The 12863-nt window shown below is 71.1% G+C and carries 11 protein-coding genes and 1 pseudogene; 9 read left to right on the top strand and 3 right to left on the bottom strand.

Going from position 1 to position 12863, the window contains the following annotated elements:
* The first annotated feature begins 3 nt into the window (after positions 1–3).
* The 4 genes and pseudogenes from ACFYWS_RS00875 (at position 4) to ACFYWS_RS00860 (ending at position 5350) form a co-directional block, all read left to right on the top strand.
* Positions 4–477, top strand: coding sequence for a MarR family winged helix-turn-helix transcriptional regulator (locus ACFYWS_RS00875; RefSeq protein WP_389268057.1), 474 nt, complete (start codon positions 4–6; stop codon positions 475–477).
* Positions 474–3197, top strand: a complete 2724-nt coding sequence (locus tag ACFYWS_RS00870) for an FUSC family protein (RefSeq protein WP_389268055.1) — start codon at positions 474–476, stop codon at positions 3195–3197. Before ACFYWS_RS00875 ends, ACFYWS_RS00870 begins: the two co-directional genes overlap by 4 nt.
* A 120-nt stretch (positions 3198–3317) precedes the next feature.
* Positions 3318–5015 (top strand): annotated as a pseudogene (ctaD, locus tag ACFYWS_RS00865) (cytochrome c oxidase subunit I).
* Positions 5012–5350: a hypothetical protein gene (locus tag ACFYWS_RS00860; protein WP_389268053.1), complete on the top strand. Its 339-nt coding sequence runs from the start codon at positions 5012–5014 to the stop codon at positions 5348–5350. Before ctaD ends, ACFYWS_RS00860 begins: the two are co-directional and overlap by 4 nt.
* A 97-nt stretch (positions 5351–5447) precedes the next feature.
* Here ACFYWS_RS00860 and ACFYWS_RS00855 read toward each other — a convergent pair whose 3' ends face one another.
* Positions 5448–5795: a Ser-Thr-rich GPI-anchored membrane family protein gene (locus ACFYWS_RS00855; RefSeq protein WP_389268051.1), complete on the bottom strand. Its 348-nt coding sequence runs from the start codon at positions 5793–5795 to the stop codon at positions 5448–5450.
* 261 nt (positions 5796–6056) lie between these two features.
* Here ACFYWS_RS00855 and ACFYWS_RS00850 point away from each other — a divergent pair, with 261 nt between their 5' ends.
* Entirely contained in the window at positions 6057–6584 is a 528-nt protein-coding gene (locus ACFYWS_RS00850) for a DUF5709 domain-containing protein (protein WP_389268049.1), read from the top strand.
* A 25-nt stretch (positions 6585–6609) separates the two neighbouring features.
* Here the strand turns inward: ACFYWS_RS00850 and ACFYWS_RS00845 are convergent, their stop codons facing one another.
* On the bottom strand, positions 6610–6780 hold the full coding sequence (locus ACFYWS_RS00845; protein WP_326014437.1) for a hypothetical protein: 171 nt from the start codon (positions 6778–6780) through the stop codon (positions 6610–6612).
* A 143-nt stretch (positions 6781–6923) separates the two neighbouring features.
* Here ACFYWS_RS00845 and ACFYWS_RS00840 point away from each other — a divergent pair, with 143 nt between their 5' ends.
* From ACFYWS_RS00840 to ACFYWS_RS00830, 3 genes are all read left to right on the top strand, one after another.
* Positions 6924–7211 carry a YkvA family protein gene (locus tag ACFYWS_RS00840; protein WP_389268047.1) on the top strand — a complete coding sequence of 96 codons (288 nt, stop codon included), beginning with the start codon at positions 6924–6926 and terminating at the stop codon, positions 7209–7211.
* 133 nt (positions 7212–7344) lie between these two features.
* Positions 7345–8862 (top strand): pectinesterase family protein, encoded by a 1518-nt coding sequence (locus tag ACFYWS_RS00835; RefSeq protein WP_389268045.1) that lies wholly within the window; start codon positions 7345–7347, stop codon positions 8860–8862.
* Between the two features lie 9 nt (positions 8863–8871).
* Entirely contained in the window at positions 8872–10092 is a 1221-nt protein-coding gene (locus ACFYWS_RS00830; protein WP_389268043.1) for a hypothetical protein, read from the top strand.
* Between the two features lie 52 nt (positions 10093–10144).
* Here the strand turns inward: ACFYWS_RS00830 and ACFYWS_RS00825 are convergent, their stop codons facing one another.
* Positions 10145–11353 (bottom strand): FCD domain-containing protein, encoded by a 1209-nt coding sequence (locus ACFYWS_RS00825; RefSeq protein WP_389268041.1) that lies wholly within the window; start codon positions 11351–11353, stop codon positions 10145–10147.
* A gap of 200 nt (positions 11354–11553) precedes the next feature.
* On the opposite strand from ACFYWS_RS00825, the gene ACFYWS_RS00820 reads away from it, so the two are divergent.
* Positions 11554–12858: an ABC transporter substrate-binding protein gene (locus tag ACFYWS_RS00820; RefSeq protein ID WP_389268039.1), complete on the top strand. Its 1305-nt coding sequence runs from the start codon at positions 11554–11556 to the stop codon at positions 12856–12858.
* The last annotated feature ends 5 nt before the right edge of the window (positions 12859–12863 follow it).

Here is a 12863-nt window from a genome sequence, read left to right as displayed (position 1 = left end):
TATATGCATCTATCTCCGGGGTCCGTCGACGCCACCGAGGCCCAGCGCATCGAAGGCGCCGCCCGAGGGCTCCTGCGGGGGATCGCCCAGCTCGGTCAGTCCCTCTTCAGGGAGGGTGACTTCGGGCTCACGCGCAGCCAGGTCGTACTGCTCGACGCGCTGGAGTGCGGCCCGTGCCGGGTCACCGGGCTCGCCGCCCGCACCGGCATGGCGCAGCCACGGGTCACCGTGCTCCTCCAGAAACTGGGGGAGGTCGGGCTCGTCGAGCGCCGACGCTGCGAGGACGACCGGCGCGCCGTCGAGACCTCGCTCACGCCCGCCGGGCACGCTCTGCTCGAAGCGGGGCGCCAGCGGATGGCCGCCGCCCTGCTGACCTCGCTCGCGGGCGGCGCCGTCGACGACCCGGAGCGCGCGGTGTCCGCCGCGCGGGATGCGCTGAACACCCTGTTGAACGCCATGGAAACGGAGGCCAGTTGACCACCCCGGGCACCTTGCCGGACCAGCACGCCGCCGCGAACGAAGCCCCGCCCGGGGCCGACCTCGCGCCCCACCGCGTGGCCGGGCCCCGCAGATGGTGGGACTGGGTCCTCGCGGCCGACCCCGGACTCGGTCAGCTGCAGACCGGCTGGCGCACCCTCGTCGCCATGGTGACCGCGCTCACCGTCGGCTACGCGATGGCCGAGGCGCTCGGCATCCCCGACATGATCGGCATGATGGTCGCCGGGATGATGGGCCTGATGAGCGCCTTCGCGGTCGCCGAGAACACCTGGGACCGCCTCGCCCGCGCCATCCTGTGGATGCCGTTCCCGTACACCGCCGCGCTGTGGCTGTGCGCGACCATGAACGGCAACCGCGTGCCGCAGATGGTGCTGATGGTCGCGGCGCTCGCCGTGACCTTCCTGCTCGCCAGGTTCGGGGCGATCCCGCTGGTCACCGGCATGATGCTGTTCAACGGCATGATGGTCGGCATGCTCGCGGGCATCCCCGTCGCGCTCGTCGGCAAGGCCTTCGCGGTCGCCCTGGTGTCCGCCGCCGCCGTCCTCCTCACGCGCCTGCTGCTGTGCTACCCGATGCCCCGCGAGGACCTGCTGCGCACCCAGCGCGCCTTCGTCGTCGAGGCACGACGCGTCGCCGACGCAGCCGTGGACGCCGTCGACCCCGACGCCGACCAGGAGCGTGCCGTGCGCCGCATGGACCGCTCGCTGCGCCGCCTCAACATCACCACCGTGACCATCGACGGCCGCCTCGCCCAGCCCGAGGTCGCCGCCGACCCGGACGCCGCCGAACTCCTGCACCGGCACCTCTTCGACGCCGAGCTCGCGCTGCGCGGCATCGGCCAGGCCGTCCAGGAACTGACCCGGCTGCCCGTCCCCGAGCAGCTGCGCGAGGCGCTCGCCGTGGGCCTCGTGCTCGCCCGCGACACCCCGATACGCGAGGCCGAGGGACTCCAGCCGGCCGCCGCCCACATCCAGGAGCGCGCAGAGGCGGTCCTCGCGGACCCGGCCGCCCCCGCCGACGACGTGGAGGCCGCGGTCCTCGCGCGCCGCGTCGGCCACCTCCTCGACTCCCTCGCCCGCGCCCTGCACGACTGGCTCACCCTGGGCGCGAACGCCGTCGCGGGCAAGGCAGAGGTGCCGTTCAAGCCGACCGTCGCCCTGGAGCGGGACCGGCTGCCCGGCTCCGCGGGCCCCACCGGCCGGGCACTCGCCGGCGCCACCGAGTCCGGCTGGCGCCGCGCCATCCCGTACATCCGCGTCCCCGCGCACGCCGCCGTGGCCGCCGCGATCGTCGTCCCGATCTCCGACGCCATCGACCCGCACCGCTTCTACTGGGGCCTCGTCGGCGTGATGATCACGCTGTTCGGCACCAACACCACCCATGAGCGGCTGCGGAAGTTCGGCCACCGCATGGTCGGAACCGTCGTCGGCGCCGTCCTCGGCATCCTCCTCGTCCACCTCATCGGCCGTGACCACGTCCACTGGACGCTCGCCGTCATCGTCGCCGGACTCACCTTCGGCGCCTGGGGCATGGCCCGCGCCTACGCCTGCTGGGTCGTCGGCCTCGTCGTCGCCCTGTGCCAGCTGTACGCGATGACCACGCCCGAGAGCGGCATGGACCACCTGCTGGGGGAGCGGCTCCTGGACAACGGCATCGGCGTCCTCGTCGCCACCGCCTGCGCCGCGCTGATCTTCCCGCTGGCCCGCCGCACCGTCGTCCAGGAGGCCGAGCGCGGCTACGTCGACGTACTCGCCCAGGTCGTCGCGCAGGTCGAGCAGCGCTGGACGCGGCCCGACACCCCGGTGCGGCTGCGCGGCGCCGCCCGCGCCGTGGACGCCGCGCTGCTCCAGGTCCAGGCCGTCGCCAAGCCGCTCGTGCGCATGCCGGTCGGCGTCAGCGGCCCGGCCGCCGAGCACCGCGTCGCCCTGCTGGCCTCCGCCACGGGCCACGCCCGCGCCCTGGCCTCGGCCGCCGACATAGACGTGGACCTGCCGCCGCGCCTCGTCGAGCGGGCCCGCCTGGTCACCAGCACCGTCACCGCGTCCCTCAAGGAACTCGACCGGTTCTTCGCGACCGGCGAGCCCGAGGGCACGTACCGCAGGGTGAGCCCGCTCCTGCGGGAGCTGCGCACCGAACTGGCCCCGGCCAGGTCCGGGCCGCGCGCCCAGCGCCTGCACACCGCGCTGCGCGAGCTCGACGCCCTCGACGAGACCCTGGCCGCCTACGCCGAGCAGGCGGGCCTGCCCGTCGCCACCGGGACCCGCGCCGCGCAGCGGCCCACGACCCCGATGCAGCGCCGCACCCGCGCCGTGATGGCGGCCTGGGGCGAACCGCGGCCGGAGCCGCGGGCACAGCCCCGTCCGGCGCCCACGCCCAAGCCGACGCCGCAGGCCCACGCCCCGCAGCAGCGTCGTGAACCAGCTCCGGTGAGCCGGGCCCGCGTCACCGGCCGGGTGGAGTGCGCCGAGCACCCCGCGGGCTGCCCCGCCTGGATCACCGTGATCAGCGCCCGCGGCAAGCGGCTCGCCAAGGCCGCCGTGAACCAGGGGAGTTACACGGTGGAGGGGCTGCCCACGGGCACCCACACCCTCGTGATCTCCGCGTCCCAGCACACACCGCGGGCCGAACTGGTCAGTGTGGAGGACACGTTGGAGGCCGCGCCGGGCGTCGTACAGCACGACATCCGACTGTCGCACTGACGGCCCACTGCTGCATTCGAGGGAACCGGGGACGCGCGGGCGCGCGTGTCCCCGCTTCCCGCCCCGACGTCCGCTAGTCGTGGTCGTGTCCTGTACACCGGCCAAGGAAGCGACTACCTGATGACGTCCCTGGAGAGCGCGGCGGCGAGCGCCGAGGCACCGGATTCGGAGACCGCACACGCGCGGCGACCCGGTGCGGTGGTGGTGAAGTGGCTCACCACCACCGACCACAAGACGATCGGCTCGCTGTATCTCATCACTTCGTTCGCGTTCTTCTGCTTCGGCGGCATCATGGCGCTCTTCATGCGCGCCGAACTGGCCCGCCCCGGCATGCAGATCCTGTCGAACGAACAGTTCAACCAGGCGTTCACGATGCACGGCCTGATCATGCTCCTGATGTTCGCGACACCGCTGTTCGCCGGCTTCGCGAACTAAATCATGCCCCTGCAGATCGGTGCACCCGACGTCGCGTTCCCGCGACTGAACATGTTCGCCTACTGGCTCTACCTGTTCGGCTCGCTGATCGCGGCCGGCGCGCTGCTCACCCCGCAGGGCGCCCCCGACTTCGGCTGGTTCATGTACGCGCCGCTGTCGGACGCGATCCACACCACGAGCATCGGCGCCGACCTGGGCATCATGGGCCTCGCCTTCTCCGGCTTCGGCACCATTCTCGGCTCGGTCAACTTCATCACCACCATCATCTGCATGCGCATGCCCGGCATGACGATGTTCCGGATGCCGATCTTCACGTGGAACGTGCTGCTGACCGGTGTGCTGGTCCTGCTGGCCTTCCCGGTCCTTGCCGCCGCGCTGTTCGCCCTGGAGGCGGACCGCAAGTTCGGCGCCCATGTATTCGACGCGACCAACGGCGGCGCGCTGCTGTGGCAGCACCTCTTCTGGTTCTTCGGCCACCCGGAGGTGTACATCATCGCCCTGCCGTTCTTCGGCATCGTCTCCGAAGTGATCCCGGTGTTCTCGCGCAAGCCGATCTTCGGTTACTCGGGCCTGGTCGGCGCGACGATCGCGATCGCCGGTCTGTCCATCACGGTGTGGGCGCACCACATGTACGTCACCGGCGGTGTGTTGCTACCGTTCTTCTCCTTCATGACGTTCCTCATCGCCGTGCCAACAGGCGTGAAGTTCTTCAACTGGATCGGAACGATGTGGAAGGGCTCGGTCTCCTTCGAGACACCGATGCTGTGGTCGGTCGGCTTCCTCGTCACGTTCCTGTTCGGCGGCCTGACGGGCGTCATCCTGGCCGCGCCGCCGCTGGACTTCCACGTATCGGACTCGTACTTCGTGGTGGCGCACTTCCACTACGTGGTGTTCGGCACCGTCGTCTTCGCGATGTTCGCCGGCTTCCACTTCTGGTGGCCGAAGATGACCGGCAAGATGCTCGACGAACGCCTCGGCAAGATCACCTTCTGGGCGCTGTTCGTCGGCTTCCACGGCACGTTCCTGGTGCAGCACTGGCTTGGCGTCGAGGGCATGCCGCGGCGTTACGCGGACTACCTCGCGGCCGACGGCTTCACCGCGCTGAACACGATCTCGACGATCTCCTCGTTCCTGCTCGGCCTGTCGCTGCTGCCGTTCTTCTACAACGTGTGGAAGACCGCCAAGTACGGCAAGAAGATCGAGGTCGACGACCCGTGGGGCTACGGCCGCTCGCTGGAGTGGGCCACCTCCTGCCCCCCGCCGCGGCACAACTTCACGACCCTGCCCCGCGTCCGCTCCGAGTCCCCGGCCTTCGACCTGCACCATCCCGGCGTCGCCGCCCTCGACCACGCCGAGAACCCGCACGAGGACGCGTCCGCATGAGCAGCACCGAGCACGACGTGAGCGTGGGAATCCAGCAGATGGAGGGCTTTCTGCTGTGGAACTCGAAGGTCACCGAGGCCCACACACAGGCCGAGGCGTTCACCGACCGGCTCGAATGGCTCACCGGGGCCCAGCGCGAGGAGGTGCGGCGCGTCTTCGTCGAGGAGCGCCTCCTCTTCCACAAGGCAGCGCTCGGCCAGATCGTGGCGCGGGCCGCGGAGCTGCGCACCGAGTACGAGAAGCGCTACGAGCGGCTGAAGGCGCGCTGCGTCGGCATCTGTGGCGGCGTCCTCGTCGGCCTGATGGGGCTGGCGTCGCTGATCGCCCTCAAGTGACGTACGCGGTCGGCGCCTGACCGACCGCCCCGGAAGCCGCCTGGCCCGCTGGACCCAGCGGGCCAGGCTCCTTCACGTCGCGGCAGCGGATCGGCGGTCAGCCGACCGCGAACGAAGGGCTGAAGCCGCGCTCGCCGCCTTCGCGGCTCGCGAGTTCGATCGCGTAGCCGTCGCCCTCCGGCACGTTCGGCAGGACGGTGGACGTCTCGCCGCGCGGCGCCGCGGTCAGCCGCGACGCGAGCTGCACGACGCGGGCGGCGTCGCCCCGTACGAGCCACATGTCCAGCTTCTCGCCGGTGGGGTTGTTCCAGGTGACGAACATGCTGCCGCCCGCGGCGTGCACGGAGTCCGCGACGGGCTTCGTCACGGTCGGGGCCGGCTCCGCCATGGGGGCGAAGGCCAGGAGTGGGGCGGCGGCGAGGGAGAGGAATCCGGTGCGGCGCATGCGACGACCTCGTTCCGTCGGATCGATGGGACAGATTACGGACAGAGGGTCCCTTCCCGTATTCGCGGCCGGGGTCGAGCATTCGGCCGTGGACCCCGCCCCACGAGGGACGATGTTGTCCCCGAACCGGTGGCGTCGGCAGGACAGATCCGGTCCGCGGGTGCATCCTCACGCGCGCGCGAGGCCCCCGAAGCAGCCGTGCGGCGCGTACGGGTGCACGCTGGATATGTGACACGGAGCACGGAGACGAGGTGACGCGGCATGACCGAGCGCAACGACGACTCGGCCATGGGCGACGAGGTGTATCAGCCCTCGGGCCCTGACGTGCGGGACGACGAGGGCATCCTCGAGGTCGAGGACACCCTCAACGACCGTGGCGTCGACCCGTACGACGAGGGATGGTCGCCGCCCGAACGCCCGCTGGCCGTCGAGCACAGCGGCAACACGGCGGCAGAGCGGCTGGCGGGCGAGACGCTCGACGAGCGCCTCGCGGAGGAGCGGCCGGACCCCGCCATCGACGCGTACGAGGCGCTGGAGTCCGGAGAGGGCGAGGAGGACAGCGACGACGTGGACGATCTGCGCGACGGTGACGGCGACGGCCCACCGCTGGGCTCGGACGGCGAACCACTGGAGGTCGGCAATCGGCGAGCCGGCCGCCTGATCGCACCGGACGAGGGCGCCCACGAGGACGCCGAGAAGGACATGCTGGCCCGGGACGCCGGTTACGGCGGGGGAGCGGCGTCGGCCGAAGAGGCCGCCATGCACGTGGTGGACGCCGAGGAGACCTGAGGCCGGTGCGGGGCCTGGCCCCGGTTCACCGGCCGAGGGCCGTCGCCGTCAGCATCAGCGCGGCCGCGGCGAACGCCGTCACCAGGGCCAGGAGCGGCGGGCCGAGGGCGACATCACCGGTCACCATCCGCCGCGCCGTGATGCCTATGCAGACCACGCCGATCCCTCCCAGGATCATGGCCACGAAAATCAGCACGTCAGGCCCCTCCTCCTCACGACCCCCGCTTGTATGTTCGCATCACATCCTCGCCCGGCAAGCCGCGCGTCGCACGTGGGAGAGGCCGGGCCCCGCACCCTCTAGCCTGGGACGACTCGCTCTTTCGCCCCAGGGGGACCGGCATGGACAGCACCGCGTGGATCGTTCTCGCCTCGATCGCGGCAGTCGCGATGCTGGTGGCCGTCGCCGTGCTTCTGGTCCGCGTGTTCAAGGCGCGCCGACTGCTCGTCGACGCCGGTGTCCCGCTGCACAACAAGGCGCTGTTCTGGGCCGCGGTCGCCTACACGATCTCCCCGGTCGACCTGATGCCCGACCCGATCTACCTCGACGACATCGGGGTGCTGCTGGTGGCCCTGAAGATGCTGCACGCGGCCGCACACAAGGCGGGCGTGCGGCGCGACGAGCTGTGACCCCGCCGGGCGGATCACCAACTGCCCATCGATAAACGCCGGTTGACCCTCGCACCGGGGCTTCTCAGGTGTCGGCCCATGTGCTTCCATCTCTGGCATGCCACAGGCATGCCAGAGATGAGGAGCAGATTCCATGCGATCGATGTTCCATCGGCTCGTCTCCACCGTCAGACCGTTGCTGCGCGCCGGACCCCTGGTGGCCGTCCTCCTGATCCCCCTCGGCGCGGCGCCCCCCGCGACAGCCGCCGCGGCCGAGGGCGGAGCCGGACGCCCCGTCTCCCTCGCGCCCGCCGGTACGGGCACCGGGGTGTGCGCCGACACCCCGCTGCGCCTCACCTTCGACTCGGCCGTCCGCCTCGGCACACAGGGGCGGCTGACCGTGCACCGCTCGGACGGCAGCGCGGCGGACGTCATCGACCTCGCCGATCCGGCGACGTACCAGCGCCTCGTCGGTGACGCCCGCTCCGCCTACGGCGAACCGCACCGCTGGACGTACGAGCCCGTGGTCCTGGACGGGCGCACGGCCACCGTCCTGCCGCACCACTCCCTCGAATCGGGGCAGGAGTACTACGTCACCGTCGACGCGGGCTTCTTCGTCGGATTCCCCGGCCTCACCTCGCCCCACGCCTGGCGTTTCAGGACCGCGGCGGAGCCTCGCCAGGGCAGCACGAAGCTGACGGTCGACGCGCGCGGCGGCGGCGACTTCTGCACCGTGCAGGGCGCCGTCGACTTCGTCCCGCGAGGCAACACCCGCAAGGTCACCGTCGACGTCGCGCCCGGCACGTACCGGGAGATCGTGTACGTCGGCCAGGACCGGCCGCACCTGCGCGTGCGCGGCGCCGGAGCGGGCCGCACCGTCATCGGCTACCCGAACAACAACCTCCTCAACGGGGACAGCGCGATGGCCGACGTGCCGCCCGAGCAGAGCTACTGCCCACGCCGTGTGCTGCCGGAGCCCGACCGGTTCAACTGCTGGCGCGCCGCGTTCGGTGTCGACGCCGACGACTTCCGCCTGAGCCGCGCCACCGTGCACAACATGACACCGGAAGGCGGCTCGCAGGCCGAGGCCTTCCGCGGCAACGGCGACCGGATCGTCCTCGACCACGTACGCGTCATCAGCTTCCAGGACAGCCTGCGGCTACAGGGCCGCGCGTTCGTCACCGACAGCTTTGTCGAGGGCGACGTCGACTTCGTGTGGGGCACCGGCGGCGTCTTCGTCCAGAATTCAGAGCTCAAGGCGCTCGACATCGGCTACCTCAGCCAGATCCGCAACGCGGCGGACGGGCCCGGCAACGTCTTCGTCAACACCCGCCTCACACGGGCGAGTTCGGTGGCCGACGGGAGTGTGCTGCTCAGCCGGATCGACAGCCGCTTCCCGACCAGTCAGGCCGTCTTCATCGACACCGCCATGGACCGGCACATCGCGCCCGTCGGCTGGGGACTGACCGGATTCGACTGCACCGGCGCCCAGGGGCTCAGGTTCTGGGAGTACGGCAGCAAGGGCCTCGACGGCGCCCCCGTCGACACCAGCGCGCGTCTCGCCTGCTCGCGGCAGCTCACCGCCGACGAGGCGGGGGAGTGGCGCGACCCGGCCCGGCTCCTCGACGGCTGGGACCCGCGCACCGACTCCGCACGTACTGAAGGGAAGTGAGGCAGCGTCATGACAGAGGTCACGCGAAGAGGTCTGCTCGGAGTGGTGGGCGCCACGGGCGCAGGGGCACTGGTCGGGGGCGCGGCCCCCGCCGCGTTCGCCCAGGAGCCGGCTGCCGCAGTCGCAGCTGGGGCGGCAGCCCGGCCGCGTCCCGTGGCCCCGGTCGACCAGGAGATCGCCCGCGCCCACAGCATCGACTACAGGGCGCTGCCCGAGCAGGTCGTGGGCGTCGACGTCGAGGAGCTGATGACGGTCCACCGTGAGGGCGACCTCGCGCCGCTGCGGGAACGCCTGGTCGCCGAGGTGTGGAAGTCCGCCCACGGAACCCTGCCCGACGCCCTTCCAAAGGTCCAAAAGGGCGTCGCCCCACCGGAGTTGCCCGCCTTCACCGGCCTGCGCCGCATCGACCGGCTCACCGTGGAACTGCCCTACGGGCTCCTCGTCCACATGTTCCTGCTGCTGCCGCGCAAGGCCGCGGACCACGGTCGGTTCGCCTTGTACCACAACGGGCACGGCGAGCCGCTCGACACCATGCAGCGCACCGCTCAGGCGCTCGTCGACGCTGGCTACGGCGTGCTGCTGTGCGCCATGCCGCTCTACCACTGGAACCCCAAGGAGATGCGCAGCGCCACCGACCCGGACACGGTCGTCACCGTCGGCAACCACAACGAGTTCGAGCCCTGGGAGACCCCCGAGTTCTCCACCCTGCGGCTGTTCCTCGAACCCCTCGTCCTGGGGGTCAACCACCTGCGCCACACCTACGACCCGCCGTCCCTGCAGATGATCGGGCTCTCCGGCGGCGGCTGGGCGACCACCGTCTACCCGGCGCTCGACCCGCGCGTCACCCGCAGCTACCCGACCGCCGGATCCCTGCCGTTCTTCCTGCGCTCCGCCCCGCCCAAACCGAGCCCCACCACGGGCGACTGGGAGCAGCGGATGGACCGGCACCCGGCGTTCTACCGCATCTGCGACTGGCCCGACCTGTACGCGCTCGCCGCGGTCGGGCGCGACAGGCGGCAGATGCAGATCCTCAACCGGTTCGACGCGTGCTGCTTCAACGGCGTCGGCCACCGCAGCTACGAGCCCGTGGTCCGCCATCGCGTGCAGGTCATCGGCAACGGCCACTGGGAGCTGCTGGAGGACGCCACGCACGACGAGCACACCATCAGCCCGTACGCGCTCGACGTGATCCAGTGGGACCTCGACGTCAACTGCGCGGGACGCCCCTGACAACCGCGGGGCCGGAGCTTCCCGCCCCGGCCCCGCCCCGCCCCGTCTCGCACTACGGCGCCGGATGCTCGCGCCGGTACCGCGACGCCTCGCCCGACGCATGGGCCGCGAACAGGGACGCCGTCCGCGCCGGGTCGCCGCGGCGCAGTGCCTCCAGCAACTCGACGTGCAGCTCGGCCATCTCCCGCCAGTCACCGCCGTAGCGCGGGTTGCCCACCACGTGCAGGCCCCACATGTTCGGCTCGATGATGCGCCACAGGCGCAGCAGGAGCCCGTTCCCGCACGCGGCGCAGACCGTGCGGTGGAAGGCCATGTCGGCGTCCCGGAAGTCCCCGATGCTGCCGTCCTCCGCTGAGCGCCGCATCGCCTCCACGCTCTGTTCCAAACGGTGCTCGAACTCCTGCGTGAGCCGTCCCGCGGTGCGCCGCGCCGCGTACATCTCAAGAAGCACGCGGATCTCGCGCACGTCGCGCGCCTGTTGGTCGGAGACCTCGGTGACATACGTCCCGCGATGCGGCTGGGAGTTGACCAGACCCTCGTGCGCCAGGCGCTTGACCGCCTCGCGGGCGGGGGCCTGGCTCGTGCCCACCCTGCGGGCGATGTCGGACTCGACGATCCGCTGCCCCGGCGCGAGTTCACCGCTCACGATCAGGTCGCGCAGCAAGGCGTAGACATGGTCGGAGAGCAGCCGGCGGGGGACCGTGGTGGCCCCGGACCGTGCGGGCGCGACCGGAACAGCGGCGGCGGCGGATGCGGAACCGGTGGCGGGCGCGGCGCCCGCACGTTCCGTGGACCGGGGCGTGGGCGTCCGGGCCCCGGCGCCGCCCCGCCACTCCTCACCCGGACTGTGCGCGCGCAACGCCGACTGCTCGTGCCTGATCCGGGCCACCGTCGACTGCGAAAGCCCCAGCTGCTCCGCCAGGACGCGCGTGGAGGGGACCGGCTCGCCGCGCGCCTCCCGCTCGATCGCCGCGCCCACGAGACGCTCGGCGTCGGCCCGCGCCGAGCTGCGCGGGCGGCCCGAACGAGGGGCGTCCGCAAGGCCGTCGAGCCCCCGCTCCGCGTAGCGCCGCACCCATTTCGTGACGGTCGCCGCGCTCACCCCGAGGTCCTGGGCGACCTCCTGGGCGGAGAGCCCGTCGGCGCGCGCGAGGACGATGCGGCTGCGCAATCGCAACGCTCTCGACGTGTCCCGGGTCCATGTGCTGAGTACCGTGCGATCCGTCTCGCTCGGGGGCGTGAACTCCTGCTGCTCCCTCATGTGTTGTTCTCCTCGCAGGACGCGGACTTCTGACTCGTTCGGGCGTCGGCGCCCCAGGAAGCATCATCAACTTTTGGGTGTGCGCGCTATCTTGACGCTGTTTCGCAAGGCACTTATGAAGTAATCGCTGCTCGATTATTGACCCAATAAACCATGCTGGTCCACTGCGCTCCGGCGCCCCGAGCCGACCTGGAGAACCCATGCGGAACCGGCGAACGGCAACAAGTGCAAGCACCGGCACCCTGCCCCGGGCCGCCGTGGCGGCGGCGCTGCTCATGGCGGTGAGCGCCTGCGGCGGCGGTGGCTTCTCGGGCGGCGGTGACGGCGGCGAGGGGGACACGAAGGACGGTGGCGGCACCGTCCGGGTCCTGGTCAACATCACCCCGAACCTGACCAAGAAGTTCTGGAACGACCTCGTCGCACCGTTCGAGAAGGCCCACCCCGGAGTCGACGTCAAGATCGAGGCGCCCACCGGCAAGGGAGTCCCGGACACCCTCCAGCAGCAACTCGCCGCGGGCGACGCCCCGGACGTGGTGGAGACGCTGCTCCCGGACAAGACCCTCGCCCCCCAGATGCTCGACCTCACCGACGAGGCGTGGACCAAGAACACCCCGCTGGTGAAGGAGGCGTCCCTCGACGGGCGTGTCTACGCCGTCGGCGTCGGCGAACAGGCCCAATCGCTCGTCTTCTACAACAAGGACGCCTTCGCCAAGGCCGGAATCCGTGAACTCCCGGAAAATCTCGACCAGTTCACCTCGGCCATGGCCAAGCTGAAGAAGGCCGGGTACCTGCCGCTCCAGACGTCCGGCGACTTCGCCACCGGCCTCCAGCTGCTCCAGTTCACCGACCCCGCGCTCGCCCAGCGCCATCCCGACTGGTACAGCAAGGTCAACTCCGGTGACCTGAAGGCCGGTTCGTCGATGCGCCCTTACCTGAAGCTCTACAAGTCGTGGATCGAGCGCGGCTACATCGACAAGAACGCCCTCGGTGTGAAGTACGCGGACGGCGAGACCCACTTCCTCACCGGCAAGTCCGCGATGTACGTGATGGGCAGCTGGTTCACCGCCACCGAGGCCGCCGCGAAGAAGGACTTCAAGGTCGGTGTGTTCGCCGCGCCCGTCGAGAAGGGCCAGACCTACCCGGGCCCGCAGGGCGCCACCCTCGCCGCCCCGTACATGATCCTCAAGAACTCCGGGGAGAAGCGGCTCGCCCGCGACCTCGTCGAGTTCCTCGTCACCGACAAGAAGGCGGTCACCGCCCAGCTGAAGCAGGACGGCAACTTCCGTTCCGGACTCGACCGCGCGCTGAGCCCGCTGGAGAAGGACGTGCAGCACATCCTCGACGACGCGCCCGACAAGGTCGCCCAGGGCGAGGGCTACGGCGACGACACCCTGCCCAAGGGCTTCAACTCCGCCTGGAACACCGAAGTGCAGGGCCTCTACACGGGCCGCTCGCCCGACGACGTGGCCAAGGCCGTCGACCGCTGGGTCGAGGCCCACTCCTGAACCCG

This window comes from Streptomyces sp. NPDC002795 (assembly GCF_042888725.1).
GTDB lineage: Bacteria > Actinomycetota > Actinomycetes > Streptomycetales > Streptomycetaceae > Streptomyces.
Note: the sequence above shows the minus strand (reverse complement) of the source record. Positions and strands in the feature narration are given on the sequence as shown.

Bases quoted from the DNA above. Each gene is read 5' to 3' on its own strand.
- ACFYWS_RS00875 (WP_389268057.1), top strand. From the start codon at position 4: ATGCATCTATCTCCGGGGTCCGTCGACGCCACCGAGGCCCAGCGCATC.
- ACFYWS_RS00860 (WP_389268053.1), top strand. From the start codon at position 5,012: ATGAGCAGCACCGAGCACGACGTGAGCGTGGGAATCCAGCAGATGGAG.
- ACFYWS_RS00855 (WP_389268051.1), bottom strand. From the start codon at position 5,795: ATGCGCCGCACCGGATTCCTCTCCCTCGCCGCCGCCCCACTCCTGGCC.
- ACFYWS_RS00850 (WP_389268049.1), top strand. From the start codon at position 6,057: ATGACCGAGCGCAACGACGACTCGGCCATGGGCGACGAGGTGTATCAG.
- ACFYWS_RS00840 (WP_389268047.1), top strand. From the start codon at position 6,924: ATGGACAGCACCGCGTGGATCGTTCTCGCCTCGATCGCGGCAGTCGCG.
- ACFYWS_RS00835 (WP_389268045.1), top strand. From the start codon at position 7,345: ATGCGATCGATGTTCCATCGGCTCGTCTCCACCGTCAGACCGTTGCTG.
- ACFYWS_RS00830 (WP_389268043.1), top strand. From the start codon at position 8,872: ATGACAGAGGTCACGCGAAGAGGTCTGCTCGGAGTGGTGGGCGCCACG.
- ACFYWS_RS00825 (WP_389268041.1), bottom strand. From the start codon at position 11,353: ATGAGGGAGCAGCAGGAGTTCACGCCCCCGAGCGAGACGGATCGCACG.
- ACFYWS_RS00820 (WP_389268039.1), top strand. From the start codon at position 11,554: ATGCGGAACCGGCGAACGGCAACAAGTGCAAGCACCGGCACCCTGCCC.